Origin of the sequence: Borrelia maritima (genome assembly GCF_008931845.1) — a bacterium.
GTDB lineage: Bacteria > Spirochaetota > Spirochaetia > Borreliales > Borreliaceae > Borreliella > Borreliella maritima.
On sequence record NZ_CP044535.1, the window covers coordinates 733,075 to 757,279 of the forward strand.

Here is a 24,205-nt window from a genome sequence, read left to right on the forward strand (position 1 = left end):
TAATGCTTGAAAGTTTGGGGTCAAATTTTAAAAATTTTATAAACTATCTTTCTGGGAAATCTACAATAAATGATAAAAACATTGCAGAGGCTATTGAGATTATTAAAAATTCTTTGGTTGATGCTGATGTTAACTTAAGAGTTGTGAGGCGTTTTTTAAATTCTATAGTTGAAGAATCTAAGGGAGTAAAAGTTTTAAGAAGCATTGATCCTAAATCTCAGTTTATTAAAATTGTCAATGATAATCTTGTTAAATTTTTGGGAGGCAAAAATTATGAGCTTAGCTTGCATCCTGTTAATAAGCAATCTTATATTCTTATGCTTGGTCTTCAGGGTTCTGGCAAGACCACAACATGTGCCAAGCTTTCCTTAAGGCTTAAAAAGGGAAATAGGAAAGTTCTTCTTGTAGCTGCTGATACATTTAGAGCAGCGGCTGTAGAGCAGTTAGAAATATTGGGTAGCCAAATAGGTGTTCCAGTATTTTCACTTAAAGGTGAAAAAGATCCTATTAAAATTGTTAAAGCTTCTATGAAGTTTGCTAAATCTGAGTTTTTTGATTCTGTAATAGTTGATACTAGGGGGCGTCTTGAGGTTGAATCTTTATTAGTTGAAGAAATAAAAAATATCAAAGAGATTTTGCAGCCTGTAGAAACAATTTTGGTGTTAGATTCTATGACAGGGCAAGGTGCAGTAAATATTGCTAAGGAATTTAATGAGAGTGTTGGGCTTACTGGCGCAATATTTTCTAAATTTGATTCAGATACTAGGGGAGGTGCTGTGCTATCGTTTAAAAGTATTTGTGCAGTTCCTATTAAATTTATTGGGGTTGGAGAAAAAATTGAAGATCTTGATTCCTTTTATCCAGAAAGAATTGCTTCTAGAATTCTTGGCATGGGAGATATTGTTAGTCTTGTAGAGAAGGTTCAAAGCGTTATTGACAAAGAGGAGGCTATTAAACTTCAGGAAAAAATCAAGAAAGCTAGTTTTAATTTTGAAGACTATTTAAGCCAATTTAGCCGCATTAGGCAAGTTGGGGGAATTTCTAATTTTGCAAGTTTTTTACCAGGTGTTTCAAAGTCAATATTGAATGTTGATAATTTAAATGAAAAAAGTTTGAATAGAGAAGAATCCATTATTCTTTCTATGACTAAGAAAGAAAGAATAAATCCAGTGATTTTGAATAATCCGTCAAGAAAAAAAAGAATAGCCTTAGGAAGTGGGACAACTATTTTTGATGTTAATAAGCTCATAAAGAAATTTAGTCAAACAGCTTTGATTATGAAAAAAATGAAAAATAAGGATTTTCAAAATAAGATTGCATCCCTTTTGGGAAAATAAGGAGGAATAAATTTGAGCGTTAAAATAAGATTGAAGAGAATGGGTGCTAAAAAAAGACCTTATTATAGGATCGTAGTTATGAATTCTGCTTCTCCTAGAGATGGTAGAGCAATTGAAGAGCTTGGTTATTATCATCCTGTTGAAAAGCAGCAGCAAATAAAAATTAAGGAAGATAGGATGAAGGATTGGATAAGTAAGGGAGCAATTTTAAGCGATACAGTGAGAATGCTTTTAAATAAAAACAACTTGAATGCGAAAAGTCAGGAGGTTTAGATGAAAGAGTACGGGAATGAGATTGAACTTATAGAGTTTATAGTAAAGTCTCTTGTAGATAAAGAAGATGAAGTAAAACTAAATGTAATTGAAGGGGAAAAATCAACTATTTTAGAATTAAGGGTTTCTCAAAGCGATGTAGGCAAAATAATTGGAAGACGAGGTCGCATTGCACGCGCTATTAGAACTTTGCTTGGAGCTTGTGCTGCTAAAACCAATAGGAGAGTGCAATTGGAAATTTTAGATTAATTATGTTTATTAAGGGCATAATATTATCGTCTTATGGAGTTAATGGGTATGCTAAGGTTAAAAGCATATCCAATAATTTTTGTGATTTTATTAACCTAAAAAACAATAAAGTTCTTTTAAAAAAAAACAATGGTTTTACTATGGAAACTAAAGTTGTAGATGTTAATATAAAGAGTAATTCCTTGTTTTTAAAGTTTGAAGGGATTAATACTCCGGAGTCAGTAAAATCCTTGATTGGTTTTGAATTATGGGTTAATGATGCGCTTGCATCGACTTTGAAAGAAGGCGAATATTATTTGGGGAAATTAATTGGCTATGCTATTGTTGATGACAATAGAAGGCTGGGAGAAGTTGTAGCTTTCTTTGAATATTTAAACGGCATATTTCTTGAGGTCAAGGTGGGTATTAAATTTTTTTTTGTTCCCTTTTCGAGTATTTATATTGGAGAGATAAGTGCTCAAGAGAAAACGATTCAGCTTAAGGTTTTAGATCTTTTAAGATGAAATTTACAGTTATATCCCTTTTTCCAGCAATAATTAAGCCATTTTTTGAAAATTCAATAATGAAAAAAGCTATTAACAAGGGAATAGTAAGTTTTGAACTTCTTGATGTTAAGGATTTTTCAAAAGATAAACATAAAAGATGTGATGATTTGCCTTATGGAGGCGGTGCTGGAATGGTATTAAAGGCTGAGCCCATTTCTTCTGCTCTTGAGCATGTGGAAGCTACTAAAAAAACAACAATATTTTTAAGTCCTTCTGGCATAAAGCATACCCAAGAGTTGGCATATTCCTTGTCAAAAAAAGAAGAAATTGTTATAATTTGTGGAAGATATGAAGGAATTGATCAGCGTATTATAGACTTGTATGTTGATTTTGAGATTTCTATTGGAGATTATGTCTTGTCTTCAGGGGAGATTGCAGCTCTTGTTTTAATAGATAGTGTATATAGGTTGTTAGATGGAGTAATAAATCCCAATTCTTTATTAGAAGAATCATTTGGTATAAAAAATAGGCTGCTTGAATATCCTCATTATACCAGACCTTATAATTTTATGGGGATAAAGGTTCCAGAAGTTCTTATTTCAGGGCATCATGAAAATATAAAGAATTGGAGGTTTTTCAAGGCTAAAGAAAAAACTAAAAAAAATAGATATGATTTATACCTTAAATATTTAGAGATAATAGGAGAAGATAATGGGTTTAATAAAAAAAATTGAAGCTCAAAATAAAAAAAATGAGGCTTTTGTCTTTAATGTGGGAGATACTATAAAAGTTGTTTATAAAATTATTGAAGGTAGTAATGAAAGGTTGCAGAGTTTTGAAGGGATTGTTATTTCTTTTCAAAATAAAGGAATTAGCAAAACATTTTTGATTAGAAAAATTTCTTCGGGAATCGGTGTTGAAAAAATTTTTCCAGTATATTCTCCTATTATAGAAAAAGTTGAAGTTTTAAGAAAAGGAAAGGTTAGGAGGGCGAAGCTTTATTATATGAGAAATAGAATTGGCAAAGCTGCTATGAAGATAAAGGAGCGTCTTAATATTAAAAAAGTTAAGCATTAGTATTTTAAGTATTTTGGTTTATTAGATTAAGTAAATTAGATTAAGATCAAAATTGTTTTTGAATGGTTTTTTGTTTTGCAGATTTTTATTCAAAATTTTAAAATTTTGCTATTTTAAAAAATAATTTTGGTAAAGTTGAAAGTATATTTATTATAATTAAAGCATTAATTAATTATAATTATTATTAATTTCAATGTAAGTTTAATTGGACTTTTGTCTTTTGAAAAGCCAAAGAAAGATTTAAAATTTTGATTTGTTGAAAAACTTTCAAGTTATGTAATTGAATTTGTCTCTAAGTTTTTGTTTTTTGAGAGTAAGTATTTGTTATTGTTAAGGAGAGTTGATTTTGAAATATACTCAAAGTAAGTTTAAGAGTAGCAATTTTCAGAAATTAAATAAGCGTTTTTATAGTTTTAAAAATAAAAGATTAAATTCTGAGAGTAAAGGTCAAAATGTTATTTCCCAAAACAGCTTTAATAATAGATCTATTGTTTTTAATTCAGATAAACAAAATGTTTTTAAAGGTAAGTTTAGAAGAAAAAATGCAAAATTTAAAACAAGAATAAATCTTGACGTTACTTGCGCTATTTGTGAAAAAAAAATAAGTGATCTTGTTTGTAGCATGTCTTTAAAGGTTGAAAATGAAGATAGACCCATTCATTTTGATTGTGCTATCAACAAGTTAGCTATTGAAAATAATCTTTCAAGTAATGAAAAATTAGTTTATAAAGGTGTTGGTAAATTTTTTATTGTGGATACATCTTCTAGAGGAGAATATTTATATTTCAAAATTATTAAAGAAATTGAATTTGAAAATTTAGAAGAACAACCAATATGGCGTAAAAAAATTCTTAAAGATATTAACAGAGAGTTTAGGCTTTGTTGATATGAAGGTGGCAGTTTTTCCAGGATCTTTTGATCCAATTACTTGGGGTCACATTGATTTAATTAAAAGATCATTGGCTATTTTTGACAAAGTTGTTGTTTTGGTGGCTAAAAATAAATCAAAACAGTATTTACTAAGTGATGTTGAGAGATTTAGTCTTACAAAAGATGTTATTTTGTCTTTAAATTTTTTAAATGTATTTGTAGATAAGTATAGCGGGTTTATTGTTGATTATGCATTAATTAATTCCATTAAATTTATTGTTAGAGGAATTAGGGCTTTTAATGATTTTGATATAGAATTTGAGAGATATCTTGTTAATAATAAGTTGAATTTTAAAATTGATACCATATTTTTGCCAAGTAGTGCAGAACATTTATACGTAAGGTCTGATTTTGTAAAGGAATTGATGATGAAAAAAGATGTTGATCTTTCTCATTTTGTTCCAGAATTGGTGTTCAATAGATTGAAATCTAAGTTTATTGACAAATGACTTGGTTAATATATATATTATTAAGATAATTTAATGTAGTTTAAAAGTAGTAGGAGAAAGTAATGGCTGTTCCAAAATTTAAGCCTTCAAAATCTAGGAGTAGAACAAGGCGCAGTATAAATATGAGGAAGAAAGTTCCACAATTTCAAGAATGTTCTAATTGTGGTAACCTTGGAGTGAGGCACAGAATTTGTTTAAAGTGTGGATATTATAGGAATAACCAATATCTAGAAATAGGTTTGTAGTTTTGTAGCAAGGAAGGTGTATTCATGGATAATGATGAAATTTTTAGTAAGGTTAGGTCTATTATATCTGAACAACTTGATAAAAAAGAAGATGAAATTACTATAGACTCTAGATTTGTTGAGGACCTTAGCGCAGATAGTCTTGATATTTATGAGCTTTTATATTTACTTGAAGAAGCTTTTGATGATAAGATCCCAGAGAACGAAGCCAATGAATTTGAGACGGTAGGCGATGTTGTTGATTTTATTAAAAAGAGAAAAGGTTGATGAAGAAAAATTCTTCTGATTTTTGTTTTGACAGTGAAAGAAAAGCTCAGTTGAATGAATTTTTGGAAAATTTGAGCATTGATTTTAATAATTTTGATTTATTAAATACAGCATTAAGCCATTCGTCTTATTCTAATGAGTTGGATCAAAAATCTAATAATAATGAGAGATTAGAATTTTTAGGAGATTCTGTGCTTAATTTAATTATCACAGATCATCTTTATAAAACTTATCCAAGTAAAAGCGAAGGAGAGCTCAGTAAGGCTAGATCTTATATTGTTAGTGAAGATTCCTTATCTAATATTGCTAGAGAGATTAATCTTGGATCTTATATTTTGCTTGGCAGAGGAGAGGAGAGTAATGATGGTCGCAACAAAAAAGGAATTCTTGCAGATGCTATTGAAGCTTTTGTAGGAGCTATTTATCTTGATAGTGGATTTTCAGCTGCAACAGAATTTGTGGTTGGACTTTTTGATATGTCTATAAGATTGATGTTTAATAGGGGTGATTTTAAAGACTATAAGAGTTTATTGCAAGAATATGTTCAAAAAAAATATAAAATCTCGCCAAGTTATAAGCTAGACAAGGAAGTAGGCCCAGACCACGATAAAGTTTTTTGTGTTGAGCTTTATGTTGGAGAAAAGTTTGTATCAAACGGAAAGGGAAAATCTAAAAAAGAAGCTGAAATGAGAGCGGCCGAAGTAGCTTTAAAAACTATGGAAAATATTAAGCTTTAAAGCTTCTATTTTTTTTATAAGATACTTTTTAGTATTAAGCTTTGGATTTTCAATTACGCAGTTTAGTAGTATGTTTAAAATTTTACCTATATTTTTGTTTTCTATTTGTTCTAAATTTTGAATGTCTTTTCCATTGATTTTTAAATCTTTTAAAGAGAGAGGACTTTTTAGCAATTTTTTTCTTTTTATGTTTTTTATTATAAATAAATATTTTTTCTTTTTTCCTTTGAGTGCTTTATATATGTCAATTATTTCTTTATAATGCTCTTTTGTGCTTTTGCTAAGCAAATACCTAATATCACTCAATGTTTTGACATTAAAAATATTATTATTATCGATTATGCTTCTATAAAATAGAATTAACTTAATTTCTTTATTTGAGAATTTAAGCAAAATTAATTTTTCTTTTAATTCTTTTATAGGTTTTTTAATTGTCAATATGGTGATTGCTTTTAGATAAAATTTTTCTTTGTTAAGCAAGGTAGTTTTTTTGATTAATTTTGTTTTTATTTCTAGATTGAAAAAATTTTTAAAAAAATCAACTTTTTTAAGATAATAAATTCCTTTTTGTATATTTTTGCCTTCTAGCAATTTGTGAAATTCAGTTTTTATTCTTTCTTTTGAAATCATTAAAATATTTTCTTTTTTGTATTTCATTGAAATTAAAGTATTTTTTTCAATATTAAAATTAAGTGTGGATGAGAATCTTGATGCTCTTAGTATTCTAAGGGCGTCTTCTTCAAATCTTTTATTTGGGTTTCCTATACATCTTATTATTTTTTTATTAAGATCTTTTTTTCCATCATAGCAGTCTATTATATTAAAGTTTAAAATATCCATTGCAATTGCATTTATTGTAAAATCTCTTCTTTTAAGATCTTTAATTAAATTTTTAGTATATTCTACTTGTTTAGGGGCTCTTTTTTTTTCATATTCTTTTTCTATTCTATATGTGGTGATTTCAAATATTTTTTTATTAAAAATAATACTAATTGTGCCGTGCTTTATCCCTGTTTTAATGTTGTTTGGAAACAGTGTTATTATTTCTTCAGGAGTTGCGTTTGTTGCAAAATCAAAATCATAAGGTTGTTTATTAAGAAGCAAGTCTCTTAAAGCGCCCCCAACCAAATAAAATTCGTAGTTGTTTTTTTTAAATATTTTGCCAATTTTAATTATATTTTGATTATTTTTACCTAGATTCATATAAAATTATATTATAGTGTAAATAATTTAAAATTGATTTACAATTTTAAATTATTTGAAGTATCTTGTAAGAAGTGTTTCATTTTTTGGTTTTATTGAGGTTTTATGAGTAGTAATGACAATACTGTATATAATGCTATAGGGCAGCTTTCAAAAGAGACTAAAAATAGGCTGATGAATGATATAAAAAAAAGCTTAGGGTTGAATTCCTCTGAGTTTGTTTTGCCTAATTGTAGTAATGAGCCTTATGTTGATTCTCAACTTGAAAAATTTCTTTCAGGACGTTTAATGGAAGAATCATTTCTTATTAGAGTGTGGCTAACTATTTTAAATTTTTTTCAGAAAGATAAAAGTAAAGAAGATATTTATAAAGCTTATGTTATAAAAAACTTAGAAAATCAAATCAATGAAATGTGTAAAAATCCAGTAATAGATTTTAAGAGAGAATGTTTATATGTTGGTTTTGTAGAAATGTTTTTTGGTGTTTTTCGATATTCAATGGAATTGAAAGAATTTTTTAAGAAATTAGCAAAAGGTGGCATTGTTGTTGAGCAAACTATTTTAGAAACTATTCAAAATAAAGTCCCCAATGCTAAGAAAAATTTGGAAGATTTTTTAGACGAAGGCGAATATGAGCTTTTCTTAAAAAAAGAAAAGACTCAAAACGATTTAGAAGAATCTCTTAAGGTTAAGATAAATAATTATATTAATTCTATTCCAGCCAATACTTACAGAATTGTTTCTGATATGTTTGAGTTTTATTATGTTTTTAATAGCTTAGCGTTTTTTCCCTACAGATCTTTTTTTTCATTTTTCAATGTTGATCTTTTAGATAATATCGAAAATATTAGCATTGTTGATCTTGAGGTTGGATTTGGAACCAGTTTTTCAAGTGTTAGTAAGTATTTGAATTATTTTTTTGATATTTTGTATACATTAAAAGATATTGAGATAGATGAGGACATCGTTAAAAGCATTATATCAAATTATTTTTTAATATTTGATGATATTAACAATTCAGAAACGATCTCAAGAGAAGATCATTTGTCTAGAGTAGAATATGTATTGAAAAATGTTTTATCGGTTGTATCTAAGATTGTTGGGCTGTCAAGAACTTTGCCTTATTTAGATATTTTTAGAGTATATTGCAAAAATCCGGTTGCATCTCCTAAAAAATATGTACCTTTCTTTGATGTGAAAAATTTTTATGATAACATTTTATTTTTAAATGTGATGGGTCAGGCTATTAAAAGGCGTGAAAGCTCTTTAAAAGTTCTTGTAATTAAAGAAATAAAAAATCTTGTTAGAGATCCTAGTGTAATTTTAAATTTAAGGGGTGAGATTTTTAACGAGTTAAATCTTGGTCGCTATAGTTTTAAAAAGTTATATTTTCTTAATTATTTTTTTAAAAACATATACGATGTTAGAATGATGGAAGTTGTAAGAACTATAAACAATGTCGTATTAATTAATAATCCTGATTTGAGGAATATATATGTTGACATTGAAAATAATATTACTGCTTTAAAAAAAGAAATTTATAATATTTATTTTGAGATTGATTATAAAAATGAAGAGTTTGAAAGGTATAAAAGAGAAGGCAAAATTGATGACCTTTATAAGGAAAGGGTTTTGAAGTGGTGTTTAAATGAATCTGTTTCTATTGATAAGGCTTCAAATAGGTTTGTAGATTATTTTATTGAGCTTAATAAGAGATGTTTAGCCCTTTTAGAAAATCATAATGTTTTTATTCGAAAATCTTTAACAGTTTCTTATAAATTAATGACAAGTGAAAATAAAAAAATTACACTAGCTGATGTTATTGGCAATCTTTTAGGAATCATTAGTCAAGCACTTTTTATAGTAAAAAATTTATAAATTTCATGAAAGTTTTTAAAGCAAAAAATCTAAGGCGTTTTTCAAATTTTATTAGAATCTTGGTTATTGTATTGTTTTTAAATTCTTTGTTGAGTTTATTCGTTTTTTTGGCTGGTTCTTATAATATTTTTGTTTACAATTTCCAAAAATTTTATCTTGATCTTACTATTATTTTAAGTTCTGTTTCTTTTGGACTTGAATCTACTAGGTTGATATTTTTTTATTTATTGAGAAATAAAAGAATTAATTATTATTTAATTTTAATTTTTAGTTTTATAATTTTTTTCTGTGCTCTTTTTTTAAAGATTTTTCTTTCTGGCAATAAATAGGTTTATAGAAAGATTTCATTAATTATTTATCATTGTTCTATTGACTAATGAATTTTATTTTTATAAACTAACTATTAGTTTGTTATTTGCCGACTTAGCTCAGCTGGCCAGAGCAGCGGTCTTGTAAACCGCAGGTCGTCGGTTCGACTCCGACAGTCGGCTCTTTGGGGCGGTACCGAAGTGGTTAACCGGAGCAGACTGTAAATCTGTTGGCTTTGCCTACGTGGGTTCGAATCCCACCCTCCCCAATTTAGTGGGATTAGAGGTGATTGCCTTTAATAGTTTTAGATTGCGATCTTTTAGATGTGTTTATCTTTTTATTATGGTGCTTGCATTTTTGTCTATTTAGAAAAGTTCTTATTGGTTATAAAACATTGTGTTGGTTATTCAATTAAATTTTTAATTGAATAACCAAAGAGTAATTAAGCGAATACTTTTGTTTGGCTAGGAGATTCTTGTGCTTATTAAAATTGGAAAAGTATTTATTCTTTTGTTCTTTTTAGGTTCTATTTTGTCAATTTTTATATATTTTTTAAATTTATCTTCTTTAGCAAATGGTTTAGTTTATAAATTTGATATTGAGAAAGGTTGGGGAGTTAAAAAAATAGCTAAAGAATTAAAAAAACAAAAGTTAATTAAATCCGAATTACTTCTTGTTTTTATTTCTTATATTTTTGGTAGTGACAAACAATTTAAAGAGGGTAGATATTTAATCAATGGCAATCTTTCTACATTTGAAATATATAAAGAGTTTTTAAAAGGATCTTCTAATGTGAATATTGATGTTACAATACCCGAAGGCTATACTAGTAGAAGAATTGCTTTTAAGCTTAAAGAGTTTGCTGTTATTGATGATGCTCAGGATTTTATTTCTGTGATCAACGACAGGTTGTTTATTTATGAGCTTGGGTTTAATTACGATTCTCTTGAGGGGTTTTTATTTCCAGATACTTATAAGTTTTATAAGGGGATGGAAATAAAGAATGTTGTTCGTATGTTTATTGATAATTTTTTAAATAAGCTTAAATCCATAGGGGTTGTTTTTAGTGAGTATTCAAGTGAGGAACTTTACAATAGAGTAATAATAGCATCTATTGTTGAGCGTGAGTATAGAGTTAAAGAGGAAGCTTCAATAATGTCTTCGGTTTTTTATAACAGAATAAAATCTGGTATGGCATTACAATCTTGTGCTACTATTGAATATATTATTACGGAGGAGTTAGGGCGAGGTCATCCTAAAAGAATTTATTTTTCAGATTTAGAGATAGATTCTCCTTATAATACATATATAAATAAAGGGTATCCTCCCGCTCCAATTTCAAATGCTGGGATTATTTCACTTCAAGCAGCTTTTTTCCCAAAAAATACGCAATATTTGTTTTTTGTTGTAAAAGACTCTAAGTTAGGCACACATCAATTTTCATCAAATTATTCTTCACATCTTTTGGGAGCAAAAGATTATGTTAAAAATTTTATTACTAAGGATTAAGAAGTATGGAGTATTTACAAACTGCAGCTTCAATTAAATCTAAATTTGATATTGTAACTATTGTGGAGCAGTATATTAAGCTTGTTAAATCGGGATCTACTTACAAAGGCCTTTGTCCTTTTCATGCTGAGAAAACTCCTTCTTTTTTTGTAAATCCTTTGCAAGGATATTTTTATTGTTTTGGGTGTAAAAAGGGCGGAGATGTTATTGGATTTTTAATGGATATGGAAAAGATTAATTACAATGATGCTCTTAAGATTTTATGTGAAAAATTTGGTATTTATTATAATGATTTAAAAATAAATCAAGAAAGTGAAAAAAAAAATAAAAATAAAGACATAGTTTCAGAAATTTACTCTTTGAATTCTAGATTAATTAATACTATTAAATTTTTTTTAAATAAAAACAAAAAGGCTTTGGATTACGTTTTAAACAGTAGAGCAATATCTAAAGATGTCGTTGATTTATTTGGGCTTGGTTACTTACCATCTAATGTTAAAGATGATTTAGGGCTTTATGATTTTTTAGTTTCAAAAGGATACTCTTTTGAGATACTTAAAAAAAGTGGTTTGTTTTCAAAAACAAATCTCAAAGCTTCTATTTTATCTCAAAGATTAATTTTTCCAATTAAAGATTTTAAAGGAAACGTTGTTGGTTTTGGGGGCCGAGATTTAGGTGGAAGAGGCTCTAAATATATTAATTTAAGCGAAACGGAAGTTTTTAAAAAAAAGGAGATTCTTTATGGATTTTATGAGGGGTTTGCTGAGATTAAATCTACAAAGTCGGTTATATTGGTAGAGGGATATATAGATGTTCTTGCTTTTTTTACATCCGGGATTAAGAGGGCTGTATCTACTCTTGGCACTTCTTTTTCAAAAGAACATTTAGCTTTAATTCAAAGGTATGCCGATGAAATAATATTTTCTTTTGATGGGGATGATGCTGGACTTTCTGCAACTTTAAAAGCTTACCAAATTTGTTTGCCATTTAATATCAATGTTAGTGTTGTTAAAATGGATTTTGGAAGCGATCCTTCAGATGTTCTTAAAAATAAAGGTGAAGGTTCTTTGCAACAAATTTTAAACAATAGATGTGATGTTTTTGACTATCTTTTAGATGTTTATTCTAATAAATACGATTTAAATAAAACTGTAGATTTAAATGCTATGATTAGTTTGTTTTTAAATTTGATAAATTTATCAAAAGTGGATACTCAGAAAAAAATTTTTTTAGACAAACTTAGCAATAAGCTTGGCATTGGTGTGGCAACTTTATTAAAAGATTATTATAGAATAAAAGAAAGATTTGCGGTTGACAATAATAAAAGAAATTTGTATGCTCATAATGATGATTCTTATGAGAGGTATCTAATAGTAGCTTTGTTGAAAAATTTTAGTTATTTTAGTATAATAAGGCGCAATATTATTGATAGTGATTTAATTGATATCAATGCCAGAAGAATTTTTATGTGCTTTGAGGGTTTGTTTGAGAATAATGAAGATTTTTCATTGATGGATTTAAAAATAAATTTAAAGGATGTCTATAAAGTTAGTGAAAATTTTTTTGAAGAAGTTTTAAATTCTGAATTTGAAGTGGATGACGAGATGCTCATTCATGTTTTGCTTGCAATTAAAAGAAGAAAATTAGATTCTCGTGTTTTGCTTTGCAAAAAAAGGTTAGATGGGGACTCTTTGGTAAATGCAAAGATTCAAATAAATGAGTTAATGTTTTTAAATATGCAGAGAAAAAATTTAAAAATCTATACATACGATGTTCCAGGGAGTTAAGTTTTGTCGGATTTGGAAAAGAAATATTCGAAGCTGATAGAGGGTATTGTTGCTCATTTGGGAGATAGAAAATCTCTTAGTTTTAGTGAATTATCAAGTTTGCTTCCCGATGACATATTAGAACCAGAAGTCCTTGATTGTATTTGCTCAATGCTTGAGGATAGAGAAATAAGATTGGTTAATAGAATTTCGGAATTAGATTTGGTTGTTAGCGAAGATGGAAATGATGAAGATGAGGAGTTGGAGATTGAATCTGATAGAAATTTTATGATTTTAGATGATGGTTTTCAAAGTGATGAGGGGGGAGATATTGATATTGATGGCAAGTTGGATGATTGTGATGAAGAAGATATTTCTGTTAAGGATGATTTGGGTTCAGGATATATTAAAAGCAATGTTTTAAAAGACAGTCACTCAGAAGATCCGATAAAACTTTATTTAAAGGAAATAGGAAAAGAGTTCTTATTAACAGGAAATCAAGAAGTTGAACTTGCAAAGCAAATGGATTCTGGGGAGAGCATAATTGAGAATATTCTTAAGAATGAGGGACTTGTTATAGAAAACTATTATAATCTTGTTAATACTATTTATTCAAGAATGGAAAGAGAGGAGTTTTTTAAAAGAGAAAAAGATAAGGATAAAGAGAGCAGCCCTGATTATTATAATAAAAAAAAAAGAATTGCCTCTTTTTACAAAATTCCTTTAAAACCAATTCAAGATCGTTTAATAAGTTATGTAGATAATAAGCATAGAGTATATGACCTTGGTGGAGATATTTTCGAAAATAATTTAAAAAGCGAGAGATTATATCTAAAAGAGTTTTTGCGAGATATACCTTTATATCAAGATGAATTAAGAGTTTTTTCAGATGATTATATTGATTCTGCCAACAAAATAAAGGATTTGCAAAGACAGCAAAGAATAATTTTAAGTAGATTAAAAATTGAAAAAATAAGAGACTTGAGGGTGCTTGGAAGAGATTTAACTATTGCTGAAAAAAGAATAGAGATAGAAAAATCTCTTAAGCTTAAAGAAGATGTTATTAAAGAGCAGATTACAGAGGCTCAGCTAGCTCAAAAAGAACTTGAGAGAATTGAGATGTATTATGAATACCCAATGGACAAAATAATAAGCATGTCAGAAGAGATTGCTAAGGGTAAGCAAATGATGCAACATGCTAAAGATCAGTTGATTAAGGCTAATTTAAGGCTTGTTGTAAGCATTGCTAAAAAATATGCAAATAGAGGTCTTCATTTTTTTGATCTTGTTCAAGAAGGTAATATTGGATTAATTAAAGCTGTTGAAAAATTCGAATATAAAAGAGGTTTTAAGTTTTCAACTTATGCTACTTGGTGGATTAGGCAGGCCATAACAAGATCTATTTCTGATCAAGCTCGCACAATTAGAGTTCCTGTACATATGATTGAACAAATAAATAGGCTTAATAGAGAAACTAGATATTTAATTCAAGTTTTAGGGAAAGATCCCACAGATGAAGAGCTTTCAGACAGACTTGGGTGGGAGCTTAAAAAGGTTAAAACTGTAAAAAGTGTTTCAAGAGAGCCTGTTTCTCTTGAAACACCAATCGGAGAAGAGGAAGATTCTGTTCTTAGTGATTTTATTGAGGATAAGGCAATAAAAAATCCTGCTAATCATACATCCTTTGTAGTTTTGCAAGATCAAATAAGATCGATTCTTGGAACTCTTCCTGAAAGAGAGCAAGAAGTTGTAAAAATGAGATTTGGGCTTGAAGATGGTTATTCTTTAACTCTTGAAGAAGTTGGACTTCATTTTAATGTTACAAGAGAAAGAATTAGACAAATTGAGTCTAAGGCTTTAAGGCGACTTAAAAATCCCAAAAAAACTCAAAAATTAAAAGATTATCTTGAAGATTTAAATTGAATGTGGAGGATTGATGGAAAATAATATTGATACATTAAAAAAACTTGAAGTTATATATAAATCTAAGTTTGAGCTTGAGGAGAGACGAAAAAGCATTCCCAAGTATTTGGAGATAAAAAAAAATCAAATTGAAGAATTGTCGAAAGTTCTTATTGATTTGCAACAAAGGTTTAAGGAATATCAAAAAGAAGACTCTGCTTTAAAGTTAGATATTCAAGATATTAATTCAAGAAAGAGTAAAGCAGAAGAAAAAATTGATAGCATTAAAACACAAAGAGAATATGAAGCTCTTGAAAAAGAACTTCAGGTTATTATTGACGATGAAGTTACAATTAGAAAAAAGATGACACATGTTAATGGACTTAAAACTAAAATAGAAAAGGAAATATTAGATCTTGGTGAGAAGCACAGCAAAGAAGAAGAATCTTTTAGGTCTGAGAGCAATAGTTTTGAGTTAGAACTTTTAGAAATTGAAAAGAAACTTTTAGAAATAGAGAGTGAAGAGTTAAATTGTTCTTCTAAAATGAATGAGGATTTTTTATTTAAATTCCAAAGAATAATAAGAAATAAATCAAACGGAGTTGTACCTTTAATTAACAATGTTTGCAAAGGTTGTCACATGATACTTCCTATTGAATTTGCAAATAAAGTAAGACGTGAGCCTAACGATATTAAATTTTGTCCTTATTGTAGTAGGATACTCTATTATCAAGATAAAATTCGAATAAGTGATGAAATAATTCCTGGGAGTCTAGCAGATCTTGTTGAATAAAATTTATTAATTTGATACTTTTTATTTAAGCTGACAGTCAGCCATCACTTAGTTTTAAGTAGTTAAAGCTTAAGAGGAAAGTCCGAGCTCCAATAAGAATATAATGCTAGGTAATGCCTAGGGGTTTTAAACCTAAGAAAGTGTCGCAGAAAATTACCGCCATAAAGGTAAGGGTGAAAAGGTGAGGTAAGAGCTCACCGTGTATTTAGCAATAAATACAGGCAAGATAAACCTCATTAGGAGCAAGATCAAGTATGTAAGCTTTCTTTGTTCTTGAGGATATGCTTACGGGTAGATCGCATGATTTTTTTAGTGATAAAAAAACAAGAGAGATGATGGCATAGTACAGAACTCGGCTTATGAGTGTCAGCTTAATTTCATAAGTCTCAAAGAGAGTTTTAAATGAAAATAAGATATTTAAGATATATTTTTTATGTAGCTATGATTTTCATTTTTATTTTTTTAATATATTACATTTTGTCATATTTTAAATCTTTTTCTAAATCTTATTTAAAAGCGGGACCAACAGAGGTTGATTTGCTTTTATTGTGGGATAAAAAAGAATATAAAGAAATAATAGATTATGCTGAGAATGAGATTAAAAATCATAAATTTGATTTTAATTTAAATTTGCTTTTGGGATTTTCATACTTTTATTATTCTTTAATAGTAAATGAAAGCTATTTGAAAGGAGAATTTTTAGATAAATCCATAGAAAGATTAAGATTTTTAATTTCTATAAATGATGGGGTTTCTATAGGCCCTTTGTATTATATATTAGGAAAGGCATATTCTCATAAAGGAGAATTTTATAGTGAACTTGCTGTAAAATTTTTGAATAAAGCTTTAAGTGTTGATAATTTTGATTTCATGAACATTAAAGAAGATATTTTTGAATATTTAGGGTATTCGTATCAGCTTTTAAGAGACTATAAGTCTAGTTTAAAGTTTTTTGAAAAAGCTTATAATGAAAATAAATCTGATTTAGTGCTTTGGAGTTTGGCTTATGTTAATTATAAATTAAATGATATAAATAAAAGCGTCGAGTATATAAAAAAAATAATAGAAGAAGAGAAAGGGAAATTGTCAAAGGGCGAGAAAACGGATGAAAATTTAATTCAAAAGGTATATTTGCTTTATGGAGATATTCTATTAGACAAAGGTGACTATGACAATGCTTTTAATTATTATAATAAAGTTCTAGAAATTAATAGTTCAAATTCTAGTGTTTATGTTAAAATAGGAGATATATACAGGAAGAAAGATAAAGATTATCCTAAGGCTAGAAAATACTGGAGAGAAGCTCTCAATCTTAATCCTTATTTAGAAGCAGCAAGAGAGAGACTTGGAATTACTTTGGAAGACTTTTAGGGAGGTTGATTTGAATTTGTTTAAGTCTTTTTTGATAGATATTGGTATTGATCTTGGAACATGTAATACACTGGTTTATATTAAAGATTATGGTGTGGTTATGAGTGAACCTTCTGTGGTTGCAATAGATATTACTAAGGGTAATAAAGTTGTTGCTGTTGGCCGAAATGCTAAAAAAATGCTTTGGAAAACTCCAGAAAATATTAAAGCTGTTCGTCCACTTAGAGATGGAGTTATTGCTGACATTGAGAACACAGAGAAAATGATTAAATACTTTATTAATCAAATTTTTTCTCGTAAAAAATTGTTTTTTAAACCAAGGATGGTAATAGGCGTCCCGACTTGCATTACAGAAGTTGAGCGAAGAGCTGTAAAAGAGAGCGCAATGAATGCTGGCGCAAGAGAAGTTAAGGTAATAGAAGAATCTCTTGCAGCTGCTATTGGATCTGATATTCCTATTTTTGAACCTACGGGTCATATGGTATGTGACATTGGAGGTGGAACTACAGAAATATCGGTTATTTCTCTTGGTGGCATGGTTGTAAGTAGAGCAATTAGGACTGGTGGTGACGAATTTGATGAGAGTATAATAAAGTATATGAGAAATTCTCATAATATTATAATTGGTCAGCAAACAGCAGAAAAATTGAAAATTAAGATAGGAAATGTATATCCCGATATTCAAAATTTGAGAGTAGAAAAAATAGATATCAAGGGTACAGATGCTGTAACTGGTCTTCCTAGAAAGCAACTTGTTGATTCTATGGAAGTAAGAGAGTCTTTGCAAGAACCTATTAATGTTGTTGTAGATGAAGTTAAGCGCACTCTTGGTGCAACGCCTCCAGAGCTTGCTACAGATATTGTTGAGCGTGGTATTATTTTAACAGGAGGGGGAGCTCTTCTTAAAGGGTTAAATAGACTTCTTTCAAAAGAGACTGGGGTTCCTGTTTATGTTGCAGACAATCCGCTTCTATCTGTAGCTGTTGGTGCTGGATTATTTTATGATTATGCTAATAGAATAGATATTAGCAAGAATATTTATAGTTTTATCAATGAATAAGTTATGAACTTTCTTGTCAAATTCAAGAATTTTATCAAAGTGCTTTTAGTATTGATAGTTTCTTTTGTTTTTATGATTTATGATTCAAGTAGTATTCAAAGGAAAAGATCTGATAATTTTTTGTTTTTTACCCTCAATTCTTATATTCAAAGCAGAATGCACGCAGTATTTAGTTTTATTTCCAATGTTTTTAAAACTGTAAATGAATACAAGAATTATAAGGACAAGATAGAATTTTATAAAAAAAGGATACAGCAGCTTGAAATAGTAACTCAGAATATACAGTCACTAAGGCAAGAAAATGTTCGCCTTAAAGAGCAATTAAAATTTTATTCCTCAAGTTCTAGAGATTTTATTTCAGCAGAGATTATATATTTAAATTATTCAAATATATCGACCTTAATGGCTATTAATAAAGGGTTTAATGATGGAATAGAAAAGGATATGATAGCAGTTGCGTATCAAGATGGATTTAGCGGTCTTGTAGGTAAGGTTGTAAAGGTTTATTCTAATACTGCTAAAATTTTGCCCTTGACTAATTATGAAAATTTTGTGTCCGCAAGGATTCAAAGCAGTAGGTTTATAGGCCTTATAGAAGGCAATGGTTATGGTAAAAAACTTGAAATGAATTATGTTAATAGGCTTGCTGAAAAAGATTTAAAGATAGGCGATTCTATTGTTACTGCTGGGTTTAGTGAATATCCAGTTGGCATCTATATTGGAAAGATTACAAATTTTCATATTCTTGATTACAATTCTCTTTTAAAAATAGAAGTAGAGCCAGCAATAGTTTTAGATAAACTTGAGTATGTTTTTCTTATTAAAAACAACAAAGAGATTGGTGAATAATGTTAGCATTTTTTACATATTTTATTTCCAGCGCATTTTTAGGTAAAATTTTTCAACATTATTTTGCAACTTATTTTTATTTTTCAATAGATATTTTTTTAATTTTTTTAGTTTTTAATTCTTTAAATTTTATTTTTAATGTGGGACTATTATCTAGTATTTTATATGGTCTTATTATGGATTATTTTACAGGATTGCCACTCGGATTTTTTGTTTTTGGGTATACGATAATATTTTATTTTAACAATAAAATAAAGTTATTAATGCCTAAAAATATGCTTAGCATGACAATATTTTTTATTATTTCAAAAGTTATATTATGGTTTTTGGCTATTGTATTTTATGATTTTGTAGATTTAAAATCTTTCAATTATTCAATCTTTAACCTTGATCTTATTGTAAATATAATGTTTATTAACTTTTTATATCCAATTCAAAATTATTTTACTAGAAGTTTTTATTCTTTTAAAGAGGATTATTAGTGGGTGTTATAACAAATTTTAGATATAAGTTTGGAATATTATTTTTAATAATAATTATGTTGCTTTATTTGGGGATTTTATTTCAAATGCAAATTGGCAAGCATTTATTTTACGATAGAGAAGCTAATGTTTTTTTATCAAGATTGGAAAAAATAAATGCCTCAAGGGGTGAGATCTTAGATTCTAATTCTAATATTTTGGCAAATAATTTAACTATGTTTATTTTAAAGATAAGTTTGCAGCAGTATTATAATATGCCTGTTGCTACTAGAATTGAGATGCTTGACTTTTTATCAAGCACTCTAAATATCGATAAATCAATTATTTTATCTAAGCTTCAAGAGCCCGGGGGATATCTAAAAGATGTTGAAATAGTTGAGCTTACTCCAAAAATGCTTTTTAAAATTTCTGAAAAAAAGTTTTATTACCCCGCTCTTTTATGGACCTATTCTTTTAAGCGTAATTATTTAGTTGACGATTCATATTCGCATTCAATTGGGTATGTTGGCCAAATAAATCAAAGAGAACTTAGAACGTTTTATAATGTTGGTGGTTACGATAATACTTCTACTATTGGAAAGTTAGGTGTTGAACAAGTTTATGATAATTACATTAGAGGGCAAGAAGGATTAATTAAATACAAAGTAGATTCTAAGGAGAGAAGAATAGATGATGGTTCTATTATAAGGAATATGGTGCCAGGCAATGATGTTGTGCTTAATATTAATAAAGATATCCAAGATCTTGCCAAGAATGCTTTAGGTAAAAGGTATGGTGCTATTATAGTGTTAAAACCATCAACAGGTGCTGTTCTTGCTCTTCACAATTATCCTTATTATTCTATGAGAGATGTTTACAATAAATATAATAAGGAAGATTACTCTTTTTTAAATAAAGCAATTCAAGCTGTTTATCCACCTGCCTCTATTTTTAAATTAGTTGTTGCTGCTGCCATTCTTGAGGAGAGAGTTATAGATAAAGATCGAAAAATTTATTGTCCTGGATATTTTAAAGTTGGGAATAGAATTTTTCATTGTTGGAAGCCTGGTGGTCATGGTTATGTGAATTTAGAAGAGGCAATTGCACATTCTTCTAATGTTTATTTTTATACACTTGGGCTTAAGTATCTTGGGGTAGATAGGATTAGAAAGTATGCAAAAGAATTTGGGTTTGGAGAAAAAACGGGAATTGATTTGCCAAATGAAGTATCTGGTCTTCTTCCTAGTCCTGAGTGGAAAGAAAAAACTTTTAATCAGCCTTGGGTTGGAGGAGATACTGTAAATTTTTCAATAGGTCAAGGATTTTTGAATGCAACTCCCATGCAGATTGTTAATATGGTTGCTATGATTGCAAATGAAGGTGTTGTATATAAGCCCAGAATTGTAAATAAAATTTTAAAGGGGGGTACAAATGAGGTCGTTCTTGAGAATAAGCCGGAAATACTAAGAAAGACAAATCTTATTAGCAAGAATACATTTAAGCTTTTAAAAAAATATATGAGAAGTGTTGTAACTTATGGTACAGCAAAATATGCAATTCTTACAAAAGCTGTTAAGGTTGGAGGCAAAACAGGTACTGGTCAAACTGGTATAGATGGTTTTGAAAATAGTTCTTTTATTGGGCTTGCTCCTTATAATGGCTTAGTTGATAATCAAATTATTGTTTTTAGCTTGGTTGAGGCAAAAAGTAATGTAGATTGGTGGCCTGCAAAATCTACAGATTTAATAATGCAAGGTATTTTTGCAAATCAAAGTTATGAAGATATTCTTAAAAGTTATAGGCCATGGTATATTAGGTAAATTAATGGTTTTTAGGAAAAATTATGATTATTTAGCTTTGATAAGCTTATTTATAGTTTCTTTTGTTGGCATATTGTTGATTTATTCTAGTGATTATAATATTAGTGGATCTTTAACTAAGAGTGAATATATAAAGCAAACCTTTTGGGTGGTTATTGGATTTTTTCTAATTTTTATAGTGGGAAAATACGATTTAAAATTTATTTATAGCATGGTATATCCTTTATATTTTCTGTTAATATTGGCTTTAATTTTTACTGCATTTTTTGGAATGACCGTAAATGGAGCAAGGTCTTGGATTGGTATATGGAAGCTTGGAGGACAGCCTTCTGAATTTGGCAAAGTTATTATTATTTTAACCCTTTCAAAATTTTATGCTGAAAAAAAAGGTTATAATGAATTTTTTATCTTTATTGCTGCATTTTTATTAATTTTTCCATCAGTAATTCTCATATTATTGCAACCTGATTTTGGTACAGCAATAGTATATTTAACTATTTTTATATTTATTTCTTTTTTTGCAGGAATAGATTTGCATTATGTTTTGGCATTTGCACTGATAGGATTTTTTTCTTTTGTTTTTGCAATTTTACCGGTTTGGTACGAACATAAGGTAAATATGGGCAATGTATTTTATCTTATATTTTCAAATCCTTTTTATTTTAAAGTAGTAATAGGGGTGTTACTTTTAATACTTTTAATTTCTGTTTTAGGATTTTTTATTGCTAGATATGGTTTGGGCATTAAAATAATTTATTTTTATGTATTTTTTGCAAGTTCTATTTTATTGCTTTCAATAGTCTTTTCAAAAGTTCTTTCAAAGTTAATGAAGACTTATCAGATTAAACGGTTTTTGGTATTCTTAGATCCGGCTATTGACGCTAAGGGTGCTGGTTGGAATTTAAATCAGGTTAAGATAGCAATTGGTTCTGGTGGTCTTTTTGGTAAAGGATTTTTAAAAGGCCCCTATACACATGCTAATTATGTGCCTTCTCAAAGTACAGATTTTATTTTCTCTATTCTTGCCGAAGAGTTTGGATTTTTAGGTGTTAGTACGATTTTAATATTATTTTTTTTTCTTTTTTTTAAATTTTTGATAATAATGAATAAAAGTCAAGATAGATATATGGCTTTGGTAATATCTGGAATTTTAGGACTTTTATTTTTTCATACCTCTTTTAATGTTGGAATGTCTTTGGGGATTCTGCCTATTACTGGGATTCCTTTCCCTTTCCTCTCTTATGGGGGTTCTTCTACTATTACATTTTTTTTAGCAATGTCTTTTTATTTTAATATTGAATCAATAGTTGCTATGGATTGAGAATTTATTTTCAATGTTTTGTTTTTTATCACTATTTTTTTAGAAAATTTTTTTGTATATTTTAACTTAGTAATTGTAAATATTTGATGTAAGTATTTTAAAGTAAAAGTGATGAATGCAAATTTTAATTTCTTAATAAAAACCAAAAGATTAAAGGTATTGTTGTGAATAAAGATTTAGACAAAGAAGATATTCTTTATAAGAAAAGACATTCAATAGCTCATGTTATGGCAGAAGCTGTGTGTGATTTATTCCCAAATACCAAGATTGCAATAGGGCCTCCCATTAAAGATGGGTTTTACTATGACTTTGAATTTAAAAAGCCAATTACAGAAGATTCCCTTTCGGACATAGAAAATAGAATGAGAGAGATTTTAAAAACTGGAAGTTCTTTTAAAAAAGAGATAATAAGCGTAGAAAAGGCCTTTGAAATTTTTAAAGATGAACCTTATAAAGTTGATTTGATTAAAAATTTTGATTTACAAGATGAAATTTCTATTTACAAGAGTCATAATTTTATCGATCTTTGCAGGGGTCCTCATGTTGAGAACATGAAGAAAATTGATCCAAAGGCATTTAAGCTTATAAGCATTGCCGGAGCCTATTGGCGAGGTAATGAAAAAAATCCAATGCTTACTAGAATTTATGGAACTTTATGGAATAATGAAAAAGAGCTGAGATCTTATCTTAATTTGAGGGAGGAAATAAAAAAAAGAGATCATAGGAAGCTCGGAAAAGAGCTTGATTTATTTTCTATTCATGAAGAGATTGGTCCAGGACTTGTTTTTTTTCATCCCAACGGAGCCAAAATAAGATCTTTAATAGAAGACTTTTGGAGAGAAGAGCACTCTAAGAATGGATATGATATTCTTTTTACTCCTCATGTTGGTAAATCTTGGCTTTGGCAAACTTCTGGTCATTTAGACTTTTATAAGGAAAGCATGTTTGAAAAAATAGAAATGGATAAAAGCAATTATTATCTTAAACCTATGAATTGCCCTTTTCATATTGCAATTTACAATGCAGGTAAGCATTCTTATAGAGATTTGCCATTTAGATGGGCCGAGCTTGGAACTGTATATCGTTATGAAAAGATAGGTGCTTTGCACGGCATGATGAGAGCCAGAGGGTTTACTCAGGATGATGCTCACATTATATGCACCCATTCTCAAGTTTTTGATGAGATTAAAGAAGTTCTTAGGTTTGCTATTTATATGTGGAATAAATTTGGCTTTAACAACTTAAAGGCATATCTTTCTACAAAGCCTGACAAGTCTGTTGGGAATGATGCTAACTGGGAAATGTCTTTAAAGGTCCTTCAAGAGACTTTAAATGATTTTGAAGTTCCTTATGAAATTGATAAGGGGGGAGGTGCTTTTTATGGACCTAAGATTGATCTTAAGATAGTTGATTCGCTTGATAGAGAGTGGCAAATGAGTACAATTCAATTTGATTTTAATCTTCCTGAGAGATTTAATATGACTTATACTGCTGAGAATGGTAAAGAAAAAAGACCGTTTATGATTCATCGAGCTTTGCTGGGATCTATTGAAAGATTTTTTGGAATTCTTGTAGAACACTATGGCGGAGCGTTTCCTTTATGGTTGTCTCCTGTTCAAGCAGTAATTATTCCTGTTAATAATATTGTAGAAGATTACGCTATTAATGTTTTAAATAAATTTAAAAATGAGGGAATTAGAATAAAACTTGATAATAGTTCTTCAAGGATGAATGCTAAAATTAGAGAACATCAGGCTAAAAAAATACCTTATATGTTTATAATTGGCGAGAGAGAAGCAACAGAAGAGAGAATATCTATTAGAACAAGAACAAATGAGCAAATAAATGGAATTAAACTTGATGAAGCTATTAAATTTGTTTTATTAAAAATAAGAGATAAGGAGATTTGATAAA

25 protein-coding genes, 2 tRNA genes and 1 other RNA gene are annotated in these 24,205 nt (G+C 28.7%); 27 read left to right on the plus strand and 1 reads right to left on the minus strand.

Going from position 1 to position 24,205, the window contains the following annotated elements; all coding sequences use genetic code 11:
* Positions 1-2 precede the first annotated feature (2 nt).
* The 11 genes from ffh to rnc all read left to right on the plus strand — a co-directional run bounded on the left by ffh (position 3) and on the right by rnc (position 6,049).
* Positions 3-1,337 (plus strand): signal recognition particle protein, encoded by a 1,335-nt coding sequence (gene ffh, locus DB723_RS03495; protein WP_151552607.1) that lies wholly within the window; start codon positions 3-5, stop codon positions 1,335-1,337.
* 12 nt (positions 1,338-1,349) lie between these two features.
* Positions 1,350-1,610: a 30S ribosomal protein S16 gene (rpsP, locus tag DB723_RS03500; RefSeq protein WP_151552609.1), complete on the plus strand. Its 261-nt coding sequence runs from the start codon at positions 1,350-1,352 to the stop codon at positions 1,608-1,610.
* Positions 1,611-1,859, plus strand: coding sequence for a KH domain-containing protein (locus DB723_RS03505; protein ID WP_002557283.1), 249 nt, complete (start codon positions 1,611-1,613; stop codon positions 1,857-1,859).
* A 2-nt stretch (positions 1,860-1,861) separates the two neighbouring features.
* Entirely contained in the window at positions 1,862-2,362 is a 501-nt protein-coding gene (rimM, locus tag DB723_RS03510; protein WP_151552611.1) for a ribosome maturation factor RimM, read from the plus strand.
* Complete coding sequence (gene trmD, locus DB723_RS03515; protein ID WP_151552613.1) at positions 2,359-3,078, plus strand: tRNA (guanosine(37)-N1)-methyltransferase TrmD; 720 nt, start codon at positions 2,359-2,361, stop codon at positions 3,076-3,078. Before rimM ends, trmD begins: the two co-directional genes overlap by 4 nt.
* Positions 3,056-3,421 carry a 50S ribosomal protein L19 gene (rplS, locus tag DB723_RS03520; RefSeq protein ID WP_151552614.1) on the plus strand — a complete coding sequence of 122 codons (366 nt, stop codon included), beginning with the start codon at positions 3,056-3,058 and terminating at the stop codon, positions 3,419-3,421. The genes trmD and rplS overlap by 23 nt, the downstream gene beginning before the upstream one ends.
* A 346-nt stretch (positions 3,422-3,767) precedes the next feature.
* Entirely contained in the window at positions 3,768-4,307 is a 540-nt protein-coding gene (locus tag DB723_RS03525; RefSeq protein ID WP_151552616.1) for a hypothetical protein, read from the plus strand.
* A 1-nt stretch (position 4,308) separates the two neighbouring features.
* A complete protein-coding gene (gene coaD, locus DB723_RS03530; RefSeq protein WP_151552618.1) occupies positions 4,309-4,800 on the plus strand; it encodes a pantetheine-phosphate adenylyltransferase in 492 nt (163 codons plus the stop codon).
* 62 nt (positions 4,801-4,862) lie between these two features.
* Positions 4,863-5,045 carry a 50S ribosomal protein L32 gene (rpmF, locus tag DB723_RS03535; RefSeq protein ID WP_075552352.1) on the plus strand — a complete coding sequence of 61 codons (183 nt, stop codon included), beginning with the start codon at positions 4,863-4,865 and terminating at the stop codon, positions 5,043-5,045.
* 24 nt (positions 5,046-5,069) lie between these two features.
* A complete protein-coding gene (acpP, locus tag DB723_RS03540; protein WP_151552620.1) occupies positions 5,070-5,312 on the plus strand; it encodes an acyl carrier protein in 243 nt (80 codons plus the stop codon).
* Positions 5,312-6,049, plus strand: coding sequence for a ribonuclease III (gene rnc / locus DB723_RS03545; protein ID WP_151552622.1), 738 nt, complete (start codon positions 5,312-5,314; stop codon positions 6,047-6,049). The genes acpP and rnc overlap by 1 nt, the downstream gene beginning before the upstream one ends.
* On the opposite strand, the gene DB723_RS03550 is transcribed toward rnc, so the two are convergent.
* Positions 6,020-7,252 (minus strand): CCA tRNA nucleotidyltransferase, encoded by a 1,233-nt coding sequence (locus DB723_RS03550; RefSeq protein ID WP_151552624.1) that lies wholly within the window; start codon positions 7,250-7,252, stop codon positions 6,020-6,022. The genes rnc and DB723_RS03550 overlap by 30 nt on opposite strands.
* Before the next feature lie 105 nt (positions 7,253-7,357).
* Between DB723_RS03550 and DB723_RS03555 the strand changes: the two genes are divergently transcribed.
* From DB723_RS03555 to thrS, 16 genes are all read left to right on the plus strand, one after another.
* Positions 7,358-9,130 carry a hypothetical protein gene (locus DB723_RS03555; RefSeq protein ID WP_151552626.1) on the plus strand — a complete coding sequence of 591 codons (1,773 nt, stop codon included), beginning with the start codon at positions 7,358-7,360 and terminating at the stop codon, positions 9,128-9,130.
* Between the two features lie 5 nt (positions 9,131-9,135).
* The gene (locus DB723_RS03560; protein ID WP_151552628.1) at positions 9,136-9,459 is read left to right on the plus strand and encodes a hypothetical protein; all 324 of its coding nucleotides are present in this window, start codon (positions 9,136-9,138) and stop codon (positions 9,457-9,459) included.
* An 88-nt stretch (positions 9,460-9,547) separates the two neighbouring features.
* A tRNA-Thr gene (locus DB723_RS03565) sits at positions 9,548-9,621 on the plus strand.
* Between the two features lie 4 nt (positions 9,622-9,625).
* Positions 9,626-9,707 (plus strand) — tRNA-Tyr (locus DB723_RS03570).
* Positions 9,708-9,916: 209 nt separating this feature from the next.
* A complete protein-coding gene (gene mltG, locus DB723_RS03575) occupies positions 9,917-10,948 on the plus strand; it encodes an endolytic transglycosylase MltG (protein WP_151552630.1) in 1,032 nt (343 codons plus the stop codon).
* 5 nt (positions 10,949-10,953) lie between these two features.
* Positions 10,954-12,735, plus strand: a complete 1,782-nt coding sequence (gene dnaG, locus DB723_RS03580) for a DNA primase (protein WP_151552632.1) — start codon at positions 10,954-10,956, stop codon at positions 12,733-12,735.
* Between the two features lie 3 nt (positions 12,736-12,738).
* Positions 12,739-14,637 carry an RNA polymerase sigma factor RpoD gene (rpoD, locus tag DB723_RS03585; RefSeq protein ID WP_151552634.1) on the plus strand — a complete coding sequence of 633 codons (1,899 nt, stop codon included), beginning with the start codon at positions 12,739-12,741 and terminating at the stop codon, positions 14,635-14,637.
* Between the two features lie 13 nt (positions 14,638-14,650).
* Positions 14,651-15,409, plus strand: coding sequence for a zinc ribbon domain-containing protein (locus DB723_RS03590; protein ID WP_151552636.1), 759 nt, complete (start codon positions 14,651-14,653; stop codon positions 15,407-15,409).
* A gap of 26 nt (positions 15,410-15,435) precedes the next feature.
* Positions 15,436-15,787: RNase P RNA component class A (gene rnpB, locus DB723_RS03595), an RNA gene on the plus strand.
* Positions 15,788-15,811: 24 nt separating this feature from the next.
* Complete coding sequence (locus tag DB723_RS03600; protein ID WP_151552638.1) at positions 15,812-16,780, plus strand: tetratricopeptide repeat protein; 969 nt, start codon at positions 15,812-15,814, stop codon at positions 16,778-16,780.
* A 10-nt stretch (positions 16,781-16,790) separates the two neighbouring features.
* A complete protein-coding gene (locus DB723_RS03605; protein WP_002557301.1) occupies positions 16,791-17,840 on the plus strand; it encodes a rod shape-determining protein in 1,050 nt (349 codons plus the stop codon).
* 3 nt (positions 17,841-17,843) lie between these two features.
* The gene (mreC, locus tag DB723_RS03610; protein ID WP_151552640.1) at positions 17,844-18,689 is read left to right on the plus strand and encodes a rod shape-determining protein MreC; all 846 of its coding nucleotides are present in this window, start codon (positions 17,844-17,846) and stop codon (positions 18,687-18,689) included.
* Entirely contained in the window at positions 18,689-19,171 is a 483-nt protein-coding gene (locus tag DB723_RS03615; protein WP_151552642.1) for a rod shape-determining protein MreD, read from the plus strand. Before mreC ends, DB723_RS03615 begins: the two co-directional genes overlap by 1 nt.
* Positions 19,171-20,970 carry a penicillin-binding protein 2 gene (gene mrdA / locus DB723_RS03620; RefSeq protein WP_151552644.1) on the plus strand — a complete coding sequence of 600 codons (1,800 nt, stop codon included), beginning with the start codon at positions 19,171-19,173 and terminating at the stop codon, positions 20,968-20,970. Before DB723_RS03615 ends, mrdA begins: the two co-directional genes overlap by 1 nt.
* 4 nt (positions 20,971-20,974) lie before the next feature.
* Positions 20,975-22,291 (plus strand): rod shape-determining protein RodA, encoded by a 1,317-nt coding sequence (rodA, locus tag DB723_RS03625; RefSeq protein WP_151552646.1) that lies wholly within the window; start codon positions 20,975-20,977, stop codon positions 22,289-22,291.
* Between the two features lie 164 nt (positions 22,292-22,455).
* Positions 22,456-24,201 carry a threonine--tRNA ligase gene (gene thrS / locus DB723_RS03630; protein WP_151552648.1) on the plus strand — a complete coding sequence of 582 codons (1,746 nt, stop codon included), beginning with the start codon at positions 22,456-22,458 and terminating at the stop codon, positions 24,199-24,201.
* The last annotated feature ends 4 nt before the right edge of the window (positions 24,202-24,205 follow it).